We start from the raw sequence: 17749 nt of genomic DNA, 5'->3' as shown, positions 1-17749 counted from the left end.
GCCGGCACCCCGGCCGCGACCGCGCCGGCCAGCGGCACGCCGTGCGCGCGCAGCCGGTCGGCGCGCGCCAGCGCCCACAGCGCCCCGGTGTCGGAGCCGAGCAGCACCACCGGTCCGGGCCCGTCGAGCGCGGCGAGCAGGTCGGCGTCGAGACCCTCGGGGTCGTCCAGCCCGTCCACCGCCCGGACCAGGTATCCGTCGTTGACGAGCCGCTCGCCGAGGCGCCGGTACACGCCGCCGCGCTCGCCCCGCCCCGGGATCACGACCACGGTGCCGCGCGGCGGCGCGCCGGTGCGCGGCTGCCACTGGTGCGCCCACCGCGCCACCCCGGACGCCGCCAACTGATCGACAGACATAGAAACCTCCGGCGAGTACGGCCTACAGCGCACCGATGGTGGCTGGCGGGGGTGCTGTTCCGCGGCACACCGCCCGCGGGGCGGAGCGGGGTCACAGACAACAGGCGGCGGAGGCGACCCGGAGGAGGTCGACGTACGATCGCGACATGCCCAAAATACTAGCTATCCCATAGGTATTGTCAACTACTACCGCCCGCTCACCATCCATGTCGGACGGTCGTTACGACGACGGGTCGACAGCGGTGGAGGGGCTATGTAGAGTTCCGAGTATGCCTGAACCGGTACGCCTGACGCTTCCCGTCACGCGGATTCTCGCCGCGCTGCTGGACGACCCCGACGAGCCCCGCTACGGCCTCGACCTCATGGCCGCCACGGGCCTGCCCAGCGGCACGCTCTACCCGATCCTCACCCGCCTGCACGCGGCCGGCTGGCTGCGCACCGAATGGGAGGACATCGACCCGTCCGCCGCCGGCCGGCCGGCCCGCCGCTACTACCTGCTCTCCCCCGACGGCCTCGTCTCCGCCCGCCAACAACTGGCCGAGCTCTACGACCAGCTCCGCCCCGCCACCCGGCCCGGCCAACCCCGCACCGCCACCAACGGGGCGCCGGCATGAACGCCACCACGCGCCGGGGCCTTCCGGACACCATCGCCGACGCCCTGCTACGGGTCGCGGCGCGGCGCTGGCCGGCCGAGCTGAGCGACGACATGGCCCGCGAGTGGGCCGCCGAGGTGCACGCGCTGCGCCACGACGCCACGGTGGGCGCGGTTACGCGCGCCACCCGCCAGCTGCGCTTCGCGTTCAGCCTGGCGGTCTCACGGCCCGCCACGGGGGCGGGCCCGCGAGCCGCCGCGAACGTCGCCGGCCCGGTGTGGCGCCTGACCGGCGGCGCGCTGTTCCTGCTGCTGGTGCCCTACCTCGGCGGGTTGGTCGTGGAGCTCGCCTTCCGAACGGCCAGGCCGCTGATCAGTCTGTTCGAGGGCTACGGCCCTCCGCTCAGGCCCGACCTGCCGCTGCAGGTCCACCCGCGCGTCGCGGTGCTCGGCTGGCTGGGTGTGCTGCTCGTGCTGCCCCTCGCGGCCCTGGTCGGGCGCCGGCTCGCCGCCACGCGGCTGTTCGGCACGACGCCGACCCTGGCCCTGCTCACGGTCGGGGTCGTCGGCGGCTGGCTCCTCCATGAAGGGCGAACGCCCGACGTGGTCACGGAGCGTCTGCTGGTCACCGGCCTCGCCGTGGCCGCCTGGTTGGCGGCTCTGCTCGCGCTGCTGGCCTACGCGCGCCGGACCACCCCGACCCGACCGCTGGCGACGACGGCGATCGCCATGGGCGGCGCCCTGCTCACAGCCGCCCTCGTCGCCATGCTGACCACGGTGTTGCTGTTCCCGGACGCCCGGCCGGACGCGATCGCCGGCCTCCGCCTCGTCCTGTGGTACCCGGTCCTGATGGGCGACGAGTCGGTCGCCGCGTTCGTCACCTGGAACAGCGATCCGATCTTCGATGTGCTGCCCGATCTGTTGCCCGGGATCGTGCTCGCGACGACCGCGTTCGCCGTGTCCTTCCTGGCCTGCGGCGCGCGGGAACCGCTGCCCCTGCCCGCGGCGGACGACCCTGCGCTCCCGCCCTGGTCCGGACGGCGGGCGGTGCCGGGCGTCCCGCGCGCCGTCGGGCCCGCTCTGGTCCTGCTCGGCGCTGCCGTGTGGGCTACGACGTTGGGGCTGGTCACGCCACCCCTGCGAGCAGCGGTGATCACGGACGACTGGACCGTCGGCCACGCCTGGCGACTTCCCTGGGCGGCTGACCTGCGGTTCGCTGCCGTGCTTCTGATGGGGATCGGCCTGGTGCTCGCGTTGGCCCGGTCCGGCCGCCGCGTCACCTCCGCCGTGCCGGCCACGGTCGTCCTGTTCGCGGCGAACGTGGCGCTCGACCACCCACGCCTACCTGGCGCTATCGCCGGCGCGGCCGTCGTCGGCACCGCCGTGGCCGTCCTCGCCATCGCCTGGCGGACGGCCCGGTTGGGGACCGACGCGACCGCCGGGCGCGACCGGCGGCTGCTGGCCGGCGCGATCGTGGTGGCCGCCTACTGCGGGCCGGCGCTCCTCGCGTCGGACAACGGGGTCGAACTGGCCGGCGCGCCGACGGTGGCCGCCGCCGTCCTGATCGCGGGAACCGTGGTGACAGCGGGTGCTCTGGCGTTGACGTCCGTCGCGTGCGCGCTCACCGTGCGCGCGACGGCGCTGCCCGGATGGGCCGGGGTGATCCTGCTGGGCCTGCTCGGCGCCGCTCCCGTCGTCCTGGAAACCGTCCTCATCGAACGGTGGTCACGGCTGGCCGGGCTGCCGTTGGTGGTAGCGGCGATGGCGGTCGCGCGCGGCCGGCGCGCGGACCGCCCGGCCCGGTCCGTGGCCTGGTGGGCCGCGGTCCTGCCGCTCAGCGTCGTCGTTGCCTACCCCGCGGTGCTGGCGAACGCGCTGCTGCCCCGTTCGCTGTCCGACTGGGTGCCGCTCAGCCTCGACGGCGAGGAGTTCGTTCCCCTGCTGCCCGGCGCGGTGCTTACGGGCATGGCGCTCGCCTGGGTGGCGGGCCGGTTCGCGATCCGCCGGCCCGCCGACGCCACGCCGGTCAGGCCAGCCGGTACGACAGGTCCGGGACGATGGCGGCCGTATCCATCTGCGCCTTCTGCAGCCGTCCCGAGTAGTCCCAGTTCATCGACTGCCAGCGGGTGAACTGGTCGAGCACCCAGCGGCCCGACTGACGCGAGCCGTTGCCCGACCGGCCGTTGCCGCCGAAGGGCAGGTGGGCCTCGGCGCCGGAGGTGGAGTTGTTCACCGACACCATCCCGGCGCCGACGCCCGCCCGGAACCGGAACGCCTCCGTCGGGTCGGTCGTGTAGATCGACGACGACAGCCCGTACCCGGGGCGGTTGGCCAACGCGATCGCCTCGTCCAGGTCGCGGTACGTGGCGATGCCGATGATCGGGCCGAACGTCTCCTCCAGGAACAGCCGGTCGTCGGGCTGCACGTTGTCCACGACCACGGGGTGGTAGAACAGGCCGGCGGCCGGGTCGCCCACGAAGCCGTCGCGCGGGTTGTCGGCCGTGATCCGACCGGTCGCGCCGCGCACCTCGTGGTGCCCGCCGATCCAGTCCAGGTACTCCTCGTAGCGCTGCGCGAAGCGCGGCGACAGCAGCGGGCCGTAGAGGACGTCCTCGCGCGGGTCGCCGAGGCGGGCCGCGGCGACGGCGCTGGTCAGGGCGTCGACGAAGGCATCGTGCACGTCCTCGTGGACGATCACGGTGCCCAGTGAGGTGCAGCGCTGGCCCGCCGTGCCGAAGCCGGAGAACAGCGCGCCCTCGACCGCGAGGGCCAGGTCGGCGGCGGGCGTGACCACCATCGGGTTCTTGCCGCCCAGCTCCAGGCAGGGCGACTGCAGGTACCGGCCGCACAGCTCGCCGATCCGCTCGCCCACCGCGGTCGAACCGGTGAAGCCGACCTTGTCGACGAGGCGCTGGCCGAGCGCCTGCTCCAGGCCGTCGAAGGTGGCCGGGCCGTCCGCGTGCACGAGCTGCAGCACCCCGTCGGGCAGGCCGGCGGCCACGAACAGGTCGAACATCGCCTGCGCGCTCGCCGCGGCGTACTCGGCCGGTTTCCAGACCACCGCGTTGCCGCACAGGAGCGCGGGCACCAGGTACCACGAAGGCACCGCGACCGGGAAATTGCCGGCCGTGATCACGGCGGCCACCCCGACCGGGACGCGGAACGTGAACAGCTGCTTGTCGGGCATCTCGCTCGGCACCGTCTCGCCGTAGAGGCGCCGGCCCTCGCCGAGGAAGAAGTCGCAGGTGTCGACGATCTCCTGGACCTCGCCGAGCGCCTCGGCGTAGGGCTTGCCGATCTCCCGGGTGACCAGGGCCGCGAGCGCGGCCTTGTTCGCCTCCACGATGCGCCCGATCGACGCGATCACCTGGCCGCGCACCGGCGCGGGGACCGCGGCCCACGCGGGCTGGGCGGCACGCGCGGCGCGGGCGGCGGCGACGAGGCCGGCGGCGTCGGTGAGCTGGACCTCGGTGACCTCGTCGCCGAGGTCGGCCGGGTTGACGGAGGTCACGGTGCCCGCCACGGTCGCGGTGGCGCCGGCGGCGAGCTGGGAGGTAACGGTACGCATGATCGGCATCGTAGTCGCGCCCGTTGTTACCAATCAGTAAGGTGGGCGCATGCCCCTCCCCTACGCCCAGGAGTACCTCGACCGCGGCGCCGACCGCCTCGGCCTGCACCGGTACGCCTCCCCCGACGCCGATACCGTCGCCATGCTCTGGCCGGCCATGGGCACGCCCGCCGGCTACTACCGGCCCTTCGCCACGGCCCTCGCCGAGGCCGGCATGGAGGTCGTCGTCGCCGACCTGCGCGGCACCGGGTCCAGCACGCCCCGCCCGTCGCGCGCCTCCCGCTACGGCATGGCCGACCTGGTCGGGGACGTCGGCGCGGTCCGGGAGTGGCTCACGCCGTCGCTGGCCGGGCGGCGACTGCTGCTCGTCGGCCACTCCCTCGGCGGGCAGGCCGCGCTGCTGCACGTGGGCGCCTCGCGGGTCGCCGTCGGCTCCGGCCCGGCGCCCCACCCCGTCGCCGGCATCGCGCTGGTCGCGTGCGGCCTGCCCTACTGGCGCACCTACCCGGCGCCCGGCCGGTACGCGGTGCTCGGCTACACGCAGGCCATCGCCGGCCTGAGCGGCGCGCTGGGCTACTGGCCCGGCTGGACGTTCGGCGGCGTGCAGGCCAAGGGCGTGATCGGCGACTGGGCGCACACGGCCCGGCACGGCCGCTACCCGATGATGGGCGACTTCGACGCCGAGTCCGCGCTGGCCAGCGTGACGACGCCGGTGCTCGCGGTGAGCGTCGACAACGACCGCTACACGCCGCCGGCCACTGTGGACCATCTCTGCGCGAAACTCGGCGCGACGTCCGTGCAACGCCGCCATCTCGGCGCGGCGCAGGCCACGGGCGACCTCGACCACTTCCGGTGGGTACGGGCCGCCTCGCCCCTGGCCGGGTGGGTCACCGACTTCGCGGGGTCCCTCGCATAGGACGTTGACCTGCGTAAACGTCAACACGCCTGAATATGTCCGGCGAGCCTGGCAGACTGGGCGCATGACGACGCCGCTGAGTGCCACCCTCTTCGACGACGTGCATGACTTCGTGACGGCCGAGGTCACCGCCGGCTACCTGCCGACGGACGCGATCGTCGACGAGGTGCTGGCCCGGTTCGGGCAGCACGCGCCCGACCACGACCGGCTGCGGCGCGCGGCCCGCACCGTCGCCGAGCAGGCGCTGGCCACCCACCGCGAGGCCCAGCAGGCGTGGCCCACGCCCACCGACTGCGAGCGCCTCGACGCCGCGTTCGCCGCGCTCGACGACGTCGGCGTCGTGGCCCGCCAGCACTACAGCTGCTGCGGCACGTGCGGGGCCGACGAGATCCGCGCCGAGCTGCAGCAGGCCCACAAGGCCGGGCGGCCGGCCCGCGGCTACACGTTCTTCCACGTGCAGGACACGGCCCACGCCGTCTCCGGCGAGGGCCTCTACCTCAGCTACGGCGCCCATGAGCCGGGCTCGGACGCCGCCGTCGCTATCGGGCACGAGGTCGTGGCCGCCCTCCGCGATCACGGCCTGTCCCCCGCGTGGAACGGAAAAGTCGCCCATCGGATCCTCCTCCCGCTCGAATGGCGCCGCCGACGGGATGACTCCCGGTCATACCAGGAGTAGGATGCCCGACATGACGGCAAAGGTGACCCTCTCCTTCGCGGACGCCACCATCGAGACGGCCCGCGAGTCCGCCAGACGCGCGGGCATGTCCCTGTCCGCCTGGATGGACCGGGCCGCCCAGGAACGCGTCCTGCGCGAGATCTTCACGGCCCACGCCGACGCCGTCCGCCGAGCGGGCTTCGACCTGGAAAAGGACGCGCTCGCCGACGAAGAGGACATCGAGGCCGTCGACCGCGCGGTCTTCGGAGGTGCCCGGCTTGCGCCGAGGTGAAGTCTGGGTCATCCACGGCACGCGTTCCCGGCTCGGCCTGATCATCAGCTCGGACATCTTCAACAGCACCGACGTCCCGATCGTCGTGGTGGCGGAGGTCGTCGAACGCGAACGCCTGCGTGACTCCCCGCTGGCCGTCGAGCTCGGCGACGACCACCTGGTCCTCCCCGACCGCCTCTCCTCGCCCCTGAAGGTCTGGTTCGTGGAGCTGGCCGACGTAGCGGACACGGACACCATGAACCGAGTCTCCCGAGCCCTCCGCACCATCCAGGACCTCTAGCCCTCCGCCCCGCCCGCACTGCGCCCGCGCCGCCCTCCCCGCCCCGCCCGCCCTGTGCCGCGCCCCCGACGCCCGACGCCCGAATTATGCGATATTCGCACTAAAGGCCGCGCTTGATGCGGTCCACAGTGGATTCATGCGCCCACTTGAGGCCCGCCAGGGGGCCAATTTCCCGCACAATCCCAGAGCGGAGCAGCGCTCGGAGGCGTCGGCACAGGGTCCACTTAGGATTCGTGGGCGCTTTGCGGCGCCAGGGTGCCCTGATACGGCCACGAATCCACAATGGACTAACAGTTAGGGCCTTATGCGGCTTTTTGCTGCCGAGCCGGCGGAGGGAAGGGCCCGACGGCGGACGGAAGGTCAGGCAGCGGGCGCCAGGGAGCTGGCGAGGGTGATCCAGCGGTCGAGGCTGGCGGCCGCCGAGCCGGAGTCGATCGACTTCTCCGCCCGCGCCACGCCGTCACGCAGCGCCGCGACAAGATCGCCGCCCAGCGCCCCCTCGTACGCCGCCAGACCGGCGGCCGCGTTGGCCACCACGGCGTCGCGCACCGGGCCGGTCTCGCCGGCAAGCACCCGGCGCACCACGTCGGCGTTGAAGACCGCGTCGCCGCCGCGCAGGTCCTCAGGCCTGGACCGGGCCAGACCGAGATCAGCCGCGTCGATGAGCACCTCGCGCACCGACCCGTCGTGCACCGCCCACACGCGGGTGGCCGTCGTGGTGGTCAGCTCGTCGAGGCCGTCCTCGCCGCGCAGGACCAGCACCGAGTCGCCCCGACCGGCGAAGACGCCGGCCATGACGGGGGCCATGCGCGCGTCGGCGCAGCCGACCGCGCCGGCGCGGGGACGGGCCGGGTTGGTCAGCGGCCCGAGAAAGTTGAAGGCCGTGGGGATGCCCAGCTCGCGCCGGGCCACGGCGGCGTGGCGCATGCCGGGGTGGAAACGGGGGGCGAAGCAGAAACCGATGCCCGCCTCGGCGGCGCAGCGGGCGACCTCGTCGGGGCCGAGCTCCAGCGGGACGCCGAGCTGCTCCAGCACGTCGGCGGTGCCGCACGCGGAGGAGGCGGCCCGGTTGCCGTGCTTGACCACGCGCACCCCGGCACCGGCCGTGACGAGCGCCGCCATGGTCGAGATGTTGACGGTGTGGGCGCGGTCGCCGCCCGTACCCACGATGTCGACGGCGTCGCGCGCGGCGTCGGCGCCGAGCAGCGGCGCGAGGTCGACGGGGACCGCCGCGCCGAGCATCGCCTTCACCAGGCCGGCCAGCTCCAACGGTGTCTCGCCCTTGGCGCGCAGCGCGGTGACGAACCCGGCGGTCTGCACGGGCGTCGCGTTGCCCGCCATGATCTCGCCCATCGCCCAGGCGGTGTCGTCGGTCGACAGCTCCTGGCCGCGCAGCAGCGCGGTCAGCAGATCAGGCCAGGTGCGCTCGCCCACGGGGACCTCCGGGGTATCGATGTGGGCCCGCAGCTTACCGCGTGGCGTGCCCGCGGAGCACCGCCGCGATGGTCTCCCCGGTCGTCATGGGGTCGAGCGGGTGCTCCAGCGTACCCTCGGCGCCGGAGAACGCGGCGAGCCAGCGGTCGGCCGACCGGGCGATGGCCACGATCACCGGCGGGGCGTCGCGGACCTCGTCCTTGATCTGCCGGCAGATGCCCAGGCCGCCGGCCGGGGCCGCCTCGCCGTCGAGGATCACCAGGTCGACATCCTCGCGGTCGACCGTGCGCAGCACCTCGTGGTGGGTGCCGGCCTCCACGAACCGGACCGACAGGTCGGCCGTCGGCTCCGTGCCGATGGCGAGGCGCATCGCCTCACGCACCGCGGCGTCGTCGCTGTACAGCAGCACCAGGGCCTTGCGGGCCGGCGCGGACGTTTCGGTCATGCCTGGACGCTCCCACCTCGTAGCTGTTGCAGATCGTACTCAGCCTGTCGGGCCGCCTCGGCCTCGGCCCGGTCCAGCGCCCGGTCGATGCGGCGCGCCTCCCGTTCAGCGGCGCGCATCCACTGCACGACCAGGGCGCCGAGCATGACGACGCTCACGATCTCGCCGCCCGCCCACAGGATGCCGCCGGCGAGGCGCTGGTCGTCGAACGGGTCGGCCCAGGTGAGCCCGAGGTTGGGGTACCAGTCGCCGCCGAAGAGGCTGGCGCTCTGCATCACGGTCAGGCCCAGCACGGTGTGGAACGGCGTCGACAGGAACATGAGCAGCGCCCGCAACGGATAGGACATGCGGCCCGGCAACGGGTCGATGCCGAGCAGCGGCCAGAAGAACAGGCAGCCGGTGATGATGAAATGCAGGTGGACCCACTCGTGCAGCCAGAAGTGCTCGAGCGTGGCCCGGTAGAGCCCCGAGAAATAGAGCACGAACGGGTTGGCCACGAAAAGCCCGAACGCGACCAGCGGGAACGTGAGAATCCGCGCGACCCGGCTGTGCACCACCGCCAGCAGCACCGCGCGCGGCTTCGCCGGAAGGGTACGCAGCGCGAGCGTCACCGGGGCGCCCAGCGCCAGCAGGATCGGGGCGATCATGGACAGCACCATGTGCTGGACCATGTGCACGCTCAGGAGCGCCGTGTCGTAGGCCGCGATCCCGGTCACGGTGACCGACGCGATGGCGACCAGGCCGCCGAGGAACGCGGCGGTACGCCCGACGGGCCACCGGTCCCCGCGACCGCGCAGCCGCACGACGCCGGCCAGGTACGCGGCCGCGCCGGCGACCACCAGGACGGCCGCCAGGTTGGCGGGCTCGGCCTGGGTGAGGAAGCCGGCCGGGGTCAGCGGTGGCAGCCCGCCGCCGTGGGCGAGCACGATGTCGCCGGCGTCGGGAGCGGCGCCGGCGACCGGGTTCGCGAGCGCGGGGGTCACCACGCCGTGCAGGCTATTCCCTGGCCGACCGGCGCCGACCGGCGGCCCTGCGGGCTGTCGCCCGTACCGGGGAAAAGGCCCAGGTCAGAAAGGCACGACACGCGGCGGCCCCACCCCGCACACACGCTGACCTGATCGCGGGCAATAATGACCGCGTGACTGCGGCCCCAGCCATTCCGAAGAGTCAGATCCATTCGTTGACCAGGCCCAATATGGTCAGCGTAGGAACGATCGTGTGGCTCTCCAGCGAACTGATGTTCTTCGCTGCCCTTTTCGCCATGTACTTCTCCATCCGCGCGACCGAGCTCGGTCAACAGCAGTGGGCGAAGCACACGGAGGTCCTCAACCTGCCCTACGCGGTGACCTTCACGGTCATCCTCGTGCTGTCGTCGGTGACCTGCCAGATGGGCGTGTTCGCGGCCGAGAAGGGCGACGTGCACGCCCTGCGCCGCTGGTTCGCGCTCACCTTCGTGATGGGTCTCGTCTTCGTGCTCGGCCAGGCGAACGAGTACCGCCAGCTGGTGCACGAGGGCGTCAAGATCAACGCTGACGGGTTCGGCTCGATGTTCTACCTCACGACGGGCTTCCACGGCCTGCACGTGACCGGTGGTCTCATCGCCTTCATCTACTTCATGGTCCGGACCACCCTCGCGCGGTTCACGCCGGCGCAGGCCACGGCCGCCATCGTCGTGTCCTACTACTGGCACTTCGTGGACCTGGTGTGGATCGCCCTGTTCAGCATGATCTACTTCCTGCAGTAGCGGCCCGTCCGCCCACTGTCGACACAAAGTTCATGTTCAATCGCGGCTGCCTGCCGGCCGCCCCCAGATTTGGTAGCGCGGCTGCCTGCCGGCCGCCAGGATTGGTGAGGCCATGACTGGTTCTGACAAGCCCGCCGGCCCGCCCGGTGGAGCGTCCCGCCGAACGTGGCATCGGCGACTGCGACCGGGCGCGCTGCGGCGTCCGGTCGGCGCCCGCAGCCGGACACGTCGCCGGGTGAGTTCCGGCCTGCGCCTGGTTGCCGCCCTGACCCTGTTCGGCGCCCTGTACGCCGCCTTCGCCCCGGGCCTGCAGTCCGCGTCGGCCGAGGACACCAAGGGCCTGTCGGCGGCAGCCACCGAGGGTAAGCAGATCTTCGACAACAGCTGCATCTCGTGCCATGGCCGCAACGCCGAGGGCGTGCCGGACCGCGGCCCGAGCCTGATCGGCGTGGGTTCGGCGGCCGTCGAGTTCCAGGTGGCCACCGGCCGCATGCCGATGGCCCGGCAGGAGGCCCAGGCCGAGCGCAAGGAGCCGCAGTACACCCGCGAGGAGGCCGCCCAGATCGGCCAGTACATCCAGGAGCTCGGTGGCGGCCCCCAGCTGCCCGCGGGCGACCACCTGCGCGCCGACAGCGACGAGGACATCGCCAAGGGTGGCGAGCTGTTCCGGGTGAACTGCTCCTCCTGCCACGCCTTCGGCGCCGGCGGCGGCGCCCTCTCCTCGGGCAAGTTCGCGCCGACGCTGGAGCACGCGACCGACCGCGACATCTACGCGGCCATGCTCACCGGCCCGCAGAACATGCCGGTGTTCGGTGACAACCAGCTCACCCCTGAGGAGAAGATGCAGGTCATCGCGTACATCCAGAACCTCAAGAGCGACCAGGACCCTGGCGGCTGGGGCCTCGGCCGGCTCGGCCCGGTGCCCGAGGGTCTGGCGATCTTCCTGATCGGCATGGTCGGCATCGTCATCGCAACGCTGTGGATTGCGGGGAAGTCATGAGCGAGCGCAGCGAGCGAATCATCAGCACGGTTGTCGGCTCATGGCGGCACCGGAGCGAAGCGGAGGTGACGGCATGAGTGGGCACCAGATCGAGGGGCAGGAGCCCTTCGACGTCGACGACCCGGCGCTGACCCGGTTCGACCTGGTCCGCGAGGGGGCGCGGCGGGACGGTGTGGAGATCGTCCACTACAAGCCCCGCTTCCCCGTGCCGGGCACCAAGGTGGAGCGGCGCATCGAGCGCTCGATCGCGCTGATGCTCACCCTGGCCGGCGTGTTCGCGGTGGCGTTCGTGATCCTCTACATCTGGTGGCCCTGGGAGTACGAGGGCGGTTCGAACGCCGGCAAGTGGTACACCCCGCTGCTGGGCCTGACGCTGGGCGGGTCGCTCGTCTTCCTCGCGCTGGCGATCATCACCTGGGGCAAGAAGCTGCTGCCCGAGGAGATCTCGGTGCAGGAGCGCCACGACGGGCCGTCCGCGCACGATGAGCAGCAGCTCACCGGAGCTACGATCGTCAACATGGGCGACGAGCTCGGCATCGCGCGCCGCCCGCTGCTCAAGGCCGCGGTCCTGCTGCCCGGCCTGGGCCTCGGCGCGGCCGCCGTCGCGCCGCTGGTCGGCGGCCTGATCAAGTCGCCCCACGAGCCGGACGCGATCTTCTTCGAGACCGGCTGGAACCCCAAGCACAACGACGGGCACCCCGTCCGGCTGGTCCGCGAGGACGGCACCCCGATCCGGCCCGAGGACGTCAGCACCGGCGGCCAGATGACGGTCTTCCCCGGCATCCCCGGCGGCGCGTCGAACAAGTGGGCCGACTCCCCCACCCTGCTGATCCACCTGCGGCCGGAGGATTCGGCGCTGGCCTACAAGAACGCCAACAACTCGGAGAGGCCACCGGGCATCAACGGCGGCTCGCAGTGGGGCGACTTCGTCGCGTACTCGAAGATCTGCACCCACGCGGGCTGCCCCGCCAGCCTCTACGAGCAGCAGACCAACCGCCTGCTGTGCCCGTGCCACCAGTCGCAGTTCGACATCACCGACAACGCCCGACCGGTCTTCGGCCCCGCCTCGCGTAGCCTCCCCCAGCTGCCACTCGACGTGGACGCAGAGGGCTACTTCGTCGCGACCGGTGACTACAAGGTCGCCGTCGGTCCGGCCTTCTGGGAGCGGCCATGAAGCGACGCAAGATTGACCTAGCCGCGCTGCCGGCCAACACCGGCAAGGCGCTCGACGAGCGCTTCCAGGGCGCGACCCCGCTGCGGCGGCTGTTCAACAAGGTCTTCCCCGACCACTGGTCGTTCCTGCTCGGCGAGATCGCGCTCTACTCGTTCATCGTCCTGCTGCTGACCGGCACGTTCCTCACCCTGTTCTTCGACCCGTCGATGACCGAGGTGAAGTACAACGGCAGCTTCGTGCCGCTGCGCGGCATCGAGATGTCCCGGGCGTACGAGACGGCCCTGAACATCTCGTTCGACGTGCGCGGCGGCCTGATCATGCGCCAGATGCACCACTGGGCGGCGCTGCTGTTCATGGCCGCGATCGTGGTGCACATGTTCCGGATCTTCTTCACCGGCGCGTTCCGCAAGCCGCGTGAGGCGAACTGGATCATCGGCGTGCTGCTCTTCTGGATGGGCTTCACCGAGGGCTTCGCCGGCTACTCGCTGCCGGACGACGCGCTGTCGGGCACGGGCCTGCGGATCGCCTCAGCGATCATGCTGTCCATCCCGGTGGCGGGCACCTGGATCACGACCTCGCTGTTCGGCGGCGAGTTCCCCGGCACCGAGATCCTGCCCCGGCTGTACATCGTCCACGTGCTGCTGATCCCCGGCGTACTGCTGGCGCTGATCTCCGCGCACATGGGCCTGCTGGTGAAGCAGAAGCACACCCAGTGGCCCGGCCCCGGCCGGCGCAACGACAACGTGGTGGGCGTGCGGATGTTCCCCGGCTTCGCGGTCAAGGCCGGCGGATTCTTCATGCTGGTCTTCGGCGTGATCGCGCTCATGGGCGGCCTGCTCCAGATCAACCCGATCTGGCTGTTCGGGCCGTACGAGGCGGCGGTCGTGTCGGCGGCGAGCCAGCCCGACTGGTACGTCATGTTCCTCGACGGCTCGACCCGCCTCATGCCCGCGTGGGAGATCCGGGCCTTCGGGTACACGATCCCGGCGCTGCTGTGGCCCACGCTGGTGCTGCCCGCGTTCCTGACGATCCTGCCGATCCTCTACCCGTTCATCGAGGCCCGGTTCCTGAAGGACCGCGGGTCGCACCACCTGCTGCAGCGCCCGCGCGACGTGCCCTTCCGCACGGCGCTCGGGGCCATGTCGATCGCGTTCTACATGGTGCTGGTGCTCTCGGGCGGCAACGACGTCATCGCGGACAAGTTCAACATCAGCCTGAACGCGATGACCTGGGCCGGCCGCATCGGCCTGCTCATCGCCCCGCCGATCGCGTACTTCGTGACCTACCGCATCTGCCTCGGCCTGCAGCAGCACGACCGGGAGGTGCTGGCCCACGGCGTGGAGACCGGCATCATCCGACGGCTGCCGGACGGACGGTTCATGGAGGTCCACCAGCCGCTGTCGCCGGTCGACGAGCACGGCCACCCGGCCGAGCTGCCCTACGCCGGCTGGGTCGTGCCGAAGAAGATGAACCGGCTCGGCGCCCTGGCGCCGGCGATCAAGGGCTTCTTCTTCGCCATCGAGAAGCCGGCCCCGCCGAAGCCGCCCACCGCGGTGGAGGACGCCGACCGGCACGAGGTGACCAGCGGCCACCGCTGAACAGCCTGAGAGGAAAGGGCCCGTCCGGATCGGACGGGCCCTTTCCTCATCTCCGGAGCAACGGGTCGATCGCCACCACAGCCGCGGCCAGCCGCGACTCCCGGTCGCCGCGCACCTCGAGCCAGGGCCGCCCACTTTCGGCGAGCACCTCCCGGAACCGGCCGGTCATCCAGCCGCGCACGTGCTCCCCGTCCCGCGTGCCGTCCTGCACGAACGGGATGTCGTCACAGGTCAGAATCGTCAGGGAGTACGCCCTGGCGGCGGCGAGCGCGACAACCTCCGGCGACGGCCGGCCGAGGTAGCGCTCGTGCCACACGGAGGTCGCCAGGGCGTCGGTGTCGCAGACGAGCAGCCGGCCCGCCTGCCGGGCGGCCGCGTCCTCGTCGGCCAGCTGGTGGCGCGCGATGTGCGTGAAATCCGCCGAGGTCCACTCGATCGGCCCGTCGGCCAGCCGCTTCTCGCAGTACTCCCGGCCGTACTCGGGCACCCAGGAGGCGCCGTAGTGGGCCGCCAGGTCGGCTGCGAGCGTCGTGGTGCCGGTCGACTCGGCGCCCAGCACGCAGACCCGGGTGACGAACCAGGCCCGCGCGCCCGGCGACAGGTACTCAGCCCGGCCCCACGGGTCGGCGCGCACCGCCGTGCCGGAGACCGGGTACCGCGCCCGGGCCGGGTCCACGCTCACGTGCCGGGCGCCCATGAAACCCGCCCAGCGTGGCCCGTACTCCTCGGAGGTGAAGGCCACGTCGGGCCCGGCGCCGTACCGCGGCGTCAGCAGCGCCACGGTCCGCTCCGCCCACGCGCGCGACGTGACGGCGCCCTCGTCGGCCGGGATGTCGTCGGGGGTGACCAGTACGTCGGCGGCCGGGTGCAGCTCGCGCAGCAGCGCGGCGCGCGCCGCGGCCGGGATCGGGTCGTCCGCCCGCTCGCACACGATCACCGCGACCCGGTCGGCCCCCGCGAGCGCCGCCTCGATGAGGTACGAATGGCCCCGGTGCGGCGGCAGGAACTTGCCGATGACCACACCCAGGGTCATGGGTGCACCGCCACCGGTTCGGCCGTCAGCGGCGCTTCAGCGGCCCTCAGCGAGGCCCGCCACCCGCGCAGGCCGATCACGCACATGACGATGAACAGCGGCTGCAGCGCCGCCGTGAGATACAGCTCCTTGTACGTGTAGAGCGCGACGTACGCGACGTCCACGGCGATCCACAGGTACCAGGAGCCGAGCAGCTTGCGGGTGAGCATGTACTGCGCGATGAGCGAGATGACCGTGGTGGCCGCGTCCGGCAGCGGGGCCGCGTCGTCGACGCGGACCATGAGCCACCACAGGACGCCCGTGGCGGCGACGCCGACCGCCGCGAGGATGCCGGCCTCGACGGGCCGGGTACGGCTGACCGGCAGCTCCGCGCGGCCGACGCGGCGCCCGCCGCGCAGCCACCAGTACCAGCCGGCGGCGCCGAGGACGATGTAGACGACCTGCAGGCTCGCGTCCAGGTACAGGCCCGTGTCCCAGAACAGGACGAGCCAGAAGGCGCTGTTGGCGATGCCGGTGGGCCACGCCCACACGTTCTGCCGCGCGTAGAGCCACACCGACAGCGCGCCGGCCACGAACCCGGCAATCTCCGACCATGACATGCGGGCCATCATGACGGATGTTCGCGAACCGCGAGGTCACGGCCCCGCACGACGAAGGGCCCGTCCGGCTGGACGGGCCCTTCGTCGGATGCCTTGGGTTAGTGCTCGACCTTGCGGGTGCCCGTGTAGTACTCGAAGATCAGGCCGCCGCTCGCGCCGAGGACGCCGAGCAGGCCGGCGGCGACGAGCCACCACTCCAGGTAGACCAGGCCGATGCCGGCGGCCAGCGTGGCGGCGGCCACGCCGAGCGGCCAGTAGCTGCCCGGGCTGAAGAAGCCGATCTCGCCGGAGCCGTCGCTGATCTCGGCGTCGTCGCGGTCCTCGGGGCGGGGGTCGATGCGGCGCGAGACGAACCAGAAGTAGCCCGCGCACATCAGGCAGAGCAGGCCCGACAGGGCCAGGCCCATGGACCCGATCCAGTCGACGGCGCCCATCTCGTAGTCGGTCCACCAGGCGTAGACGCCCAGGGCCAGGAAGAGGAAGACGGCGACGATGAAGAAGATTCGCCACTCAGTTTTCACGGTGTCGTCTCCTGCGCTCTCAGCTCGCCGTGTTCGCGTCGCGCTTGGTCTCGAACGGCACGGTCGTCGTGGCGTAGAGGTCCTTGCCGCTGAAGCCGGCCGCCGCCAGCGCCTCCGGCGTCGTCTTGCCGGCCTTCTTGGCCGTGATGAACTTCTCGTACTGCTCCGGCGTGACCGCGCGCAGCTCGAAGTTCATCATCGAGTGGTACGTGCCGCACAGCTCGGCGCACCGGCCCACGTACGGGCCCGTCTGCTCGACCGTGATCGCGAATTTGTTGACCACGTTGCCCGGGAACACGTCGCGCTTGAACAGGATCTCCGGCACCCAGAACGAGTGGATCACGTCCTCGGCGTGCAGCTTGAAGACGATCGTCTTGTTGACCGGGACGACCAGCACCGGGATGTAGTCGCTGCTGCCCACGGTGGACACGGGCACGCCGCCGGGACCGTTCTGCCCGTCGTAGGAGAACTCCCAGTTCCACTTGAACGCGGTCACGCTGATGGTGACGTCCGGGTTCTCGGGAATCTTGTTCACGTCCGTCTGGATGATCGCGGTGTAGTAGAAGAGCACCGAGATGACCAGGAACGGGGCCACCGAGTAGAGCAGCTCGATCGGCAGGTTGTAGCGGGTCTGCGGGGGCAGCTCCTCGCCGCGCTTGCGGTAGCGCACCACGCACCAGAAGATCAGCGCCCACACGAACACGCCGACGACGAGCGCGGCGATGGCCGACCCGATCCACATGTCGAACATGCGCTGGCTGTGCTGGGTGATGCCGCCCTTGGGCCAGCCGAAGTAGAAGATGTCGTCGACCGAGCACCCGGTCAGCGACACGACCAGCGCGATTCCGGTGCCAGCCAGCCCGAGCAGTCGGGCGGCGGTGCGCCGACGCCGGACGGGGGTGTTCCGCTGGCGGTCGGGGCCGGACAGCCTTTCTGCGACCACGTGCTCCTGCCTCCTTAGCAGCGCCTCCGCGTCGTTCGACAGACCGTGTCCCGGACAGGCGGACACGACAAGGTCGACTGACGACGAGTCGCACACTACTCGACCTCAAGGCGCACGTACGGCCTGGGGTCGGTGTGTCGGGAGGTGCGGGCGATAACGTGATCGCATGGCGGGCAAGGGCTACTTCGACGTGGCGGCGGCCGCCCCGCTGCACCCGGTCGCGGCCGAGGCGCTCGCGGTGGCGTCCGCCGATGGCTGGGCTGATCCGACACGTCTATATACGCAGGCCCGCCGGGCACGCCAGCTGCTCGACGCGGCGCGGGCCGCGACGGCGGAAACATTGGGCGTACGTCCGGATGAGGTCGCCTTCTGCGGCAGCGGCACGCGGGCGTGCCACCTCGGGGTGCTCGGTCTGCTGGAGGGTCGCCGACGCGCGGGCCCGACGCTCGTGCACTCCGCGATCGAACACTCCGCCGTGCTGCACGCCGCCGAGTGGCACGTCGCGCGCGGCGGCGCCGCGGTCAGCGTCCCGGTCGACCGGCTGGGGCGGGTCGACGTCGCGGCCTTCGCGGCCGCGGTCGCGGTGCCGGGCGTGGGCG

At 71.9% G+C, this 17749-nt stretch carries 20 protein-coding genes; 11 read left to right on the top strand and 9 right to left on the bottom strand.

Translation table 11 applies throughout. The features are described from left to right. Positions 1 to 356, bottom strand: a 356-nt coding sequence (locus ABD211_RS28620) for an alpha/beta fold hydrolase (RefSeq protein WP_344138552.1), incomplete at its 3' end; no start/stop codon positions are given. Between the two features lie 269 nt (positions 357 to 625). Between ABD211_RS28620 and ABD211_RS28615 the strand changes: the two genes are divergently transcribed. Then, positions 626 to 970 carry a PadR family transcriptional regulator gene (locus tag ABD211_RS28615; RefSeq protein WP_344138550.1) on the top strand — a complete coding sequence of 115 codons (345 nt, stop codon included), beginning with the start codon at positions 626 to 628 and terminating at the stop codon, positions 968 to 970. Continuing rightward, on the top strand, positions 967 to 3078 hold the full coding sequence (locus ABD211_RS28610; protein WP_344138548.1) for a hypothetical protein: 2112 nt from the start codon (positions 967 to 969) through the stop codon (positions 3076 to 3078). The genes ABD211_RS28615 and ABD211_RS28610 overlap by 4 nt, the downstream gene beginning before the upstream one ends. On the opposite strand, the gene ABD211_RS28605 is transcribed toward ABD211_RS28610, so the two are convergent. Beyond that, the gene (locus tag ABD211_RS28605; protein WP_344138546.1) at positions 2975 to 4516 is read right to left on the bottom strand and encodes an aldehyde dehydrogenase family protein; all 1542 of its coding nucleotides are present in this window, start codon (positions 4514 to 4516) and stop codon (positions 2975 to 2977) included. The genes ABD211_RS28610 and ABD211_RS28605 overlap by 104 nt on opposite strands. A gap of 49 nt (positions 4517 to 4565) precedes the next feature. Here ABD211_RS28605 and ABD211_RS28600 point away from each other — a divergent pair, with 49 nt between their 5' ends. The 4 genes from ABD211_RS28600 to ABD211_RS28585 all read left to right on the top strand — a co-directional run bounded on the left by ABD211_RS28600 (position 4566) and on the right by ABD211_RS28585 (position 6659). Beyond that, positions 4566 to 5432, top strand: coding sequence for an alpha/beta hydrolase family protein (locus ABD211_RS28600; protein ID WP_344138544.1), 867 nt, complete (start codon positions 4566 to 4568; stop codon positions 5430 to 5432). Positions 5433 to 5496: 64 nt separating this feature from the next. Continuing rightward, the gene (locus tag ABD211_RS28595; protein ID WP_344138542.1) at positions 5497 to 6108 is read left to right on the top strand and encodes a DUF6891 domain-containing protein; all 612 of its coding nucleotides are present in this window, start codon (positions 5497 to 5499) and stop codon (positions 6106 to 6108) included. 10 nt (positions 6109 to 6118) lie between these two features. Beyond that, positions 6119 to 6379, top strand: a complete 261-nt coding sequence (locus tag ABD211_RS28590; RefSeq protein ID WP_344138540.1) for a hypothetical protein — start codon at positions 6119 to 6121, stop codon at positions 6377 to 6379. Further along, positions 6366 to 6659 (top strand): type II toxin-antitoxin system PemK/MazF family toxin, encoded by a 294-nt coding sequence (locus ABD211_RS28585; protein ID WP_344138538.1) that lies wholly within the window; start codon positions 6366 to 6368, stop codon positions 6657 to 6659. The genes ABD211_RS28590 and ABD211_RS28585 overlap by 14 nt, the downstream gene beginning before the upstream one ends. Positions 6660 to 7019: 360 nt before the next feature. Here ABD211_RS28585 and trpD read toward each other — a convergent pair whose 3' ends face one another. Genes trpD through ABD211_RS28570 form a run of 3 tightly spaced genes read right to left on the bottom strand, consistent with a single transcriptional unit; the run spans position 7020 to position 9524 of the window. Further along, complete coding sequence (gene trpD, locus ABD211_RS28580) at positions 7020 to 8093, bottom strand: anthranilate phosphoribosyltransferase (RefSeq protein WP_344138536.1); 1074 nt, start codon at positions 8091 to 8093, stop codon at positions 7020 to 7022. 34 nt (positions 8094 to 8127) lie between these two features. After that, positions 8128 to 8538 carry a response regulator gene (locus ABD211_RS28575; RefSeq protein WP_344138534.1) on the bottom strand — a complete coding sequence of 137 codons (411 nt, stop codon included), beginning with the start codon at positions 8536 to 8538 and terminating at the stop codon, positions 8128 to 8130. Further along, positions 8535 to 9524, bottom strand: a complete 990-nt coding sequence (locus ABD211_RS28570; protein ID WP_425560553.1) for a cytochrome c oxidase assembly protein — start codon at positions 9522 to 9524, stop codon at positions 8535 to 8537. Before ABD211_RS28570 ends, ABD211_RS28575 begins: the two co-directional genes overlap by 4 nt. A 152-nt stretch (positions 9525 to 9676) precedes the next feature. Between ABD211_RS28570 and ctaE the strand changes: the two genes are divergently transcribed. The 4 genes from ctaE (at position 9677) to qcrB (ending at position 14054) form a co-directional block, all read left to right on the top strand. Further along, positions 9677 to 10282, top strand: coding sequence for an aa3-type cytochrome oxidase subunit III (ctaE, locus tag ABD211_RS28565; protein WP_344138532.1), 606 nt, complete (start codon positions 9677 to 9679; stop codon positions 10280 to 10282). Positions 10283 to 10517: 235 nt separating this feature from the next. Beyond that, entirely contained in the window at positions 10518 to 11282 is a 765-nt protein-coding gene (gene qcrC / locus ABD211_RS28560) for a cytochrome bc1 complex diheme cytochrome c subunit (protein ID WP_344138530.1), read from the top strand. Between the two features lie 73 nt (positions 11283 to 11355). Next, positions 11356 to 12456, top strand: coding sequence for a cytochrome bc1 complex Rieske iron-sulfur subunit (gene qcrA / locus ABD211_RS28555; protein ID WP_344138528.1), 1101 nt, complete (start codon positions 11356 to 11358; stop codon positions 12454 to 12456). Then, on the top strand, positions 12453 to 14054 hold the full coding sequence (gene qcrB / locus ABD211_RS28550) for a cytochrome bc1 complex cytochrome b subunit (RefSeq protein WP_344138526.1): 1602 nt from the start codon (positions 12453 to 12455) through the stop codon (positions 14052 to 14054). Before qcrA ends, qcrB begins: the two co-directional genes overlap by 4 nt. A 46-nt stretch (positions 14055 to 14100) precedes the next feature. Here the strand turns inward: qcrB and ABD211_RS28545 are convergent, their stop codons facing one another. The 4 genes from ABD211_RS28545 to ctaC form a co-directional block, all read right to left on the bottom strand. After that, the gene (locus tag ABD211_RS28545) at positions 14101 to 15087 is read right to left on the bottom strand and encodes an AAA family ATPase (protein ID WP_344138524.1); all 987 of its coding nucleotides are present in this window, start codon (positions 15085 to 15087) and stop codon (positions 14101 to 14103) included. Next, positions 15084 to 15686, bottom strand: coding sequence for a nicotinamide riboside transporter PnuC (gene pnuC, locus ABD211_RS28540; protein WP_344138522.1), 603 nt, complete (start codon positions 15684 to 15686; stop codon positions 15084 to 15086). Before pnuC ends, ABD211_RS28545 begins: the two co-directional genes overlap by 4 nt. A 98-nt stretch (positions 15687 to 15784) precedes the next feature. Continuing rightward, positions 15785 to 16207, bottom strand: coding sequence for a cytochrome c oxidase subunit 4 (locus ABD211_RS28535; protein WP_344138520.1), 423 nt, complete (start codon positions 16205 to 16207; stop codon positions 15785 to 15787). A 19-nt stretch (positions 16208 to 16226) separates the two neighbouring features. Then, entirely contained in the window at positions 16227 to 17150 is a 924-nt protein-coding gene (gene ctaC / locus ABD211_RS28530; protein ID WP_425560550.1) for an aa3-type cytochrome oxidase subunit II, read from the bottom strand. Between the two features lie 166 nt (positions 17151 to 17316). On the opposite strand from ctaC, the gene ABD211_RS28525 reads away from it, so the two are divergent. Beyond that, a partial coding sequence (locus ABD211_RS28525) for an aminotransferase class V-fold PLP-dependent enzyme (protein WP_344138518.1) occupies positions 17317 to 17749 on the top strand: 433 nt, incomplete at its 3' end.

Source organism: Luedemannella flava, from assembly GCF_039528515.1.
GTDB lineage: Bacteria > Actinomycetota > Actinomycetes > Mycobacteriales > Micromonosporaceae > Luedemannella > Luedemannella flava.
The sequence above is the reverse complement of the archived record's forward strand: the minus strand, read 5'-3'. Positions and strand labels throughout refer to the sequence as shown.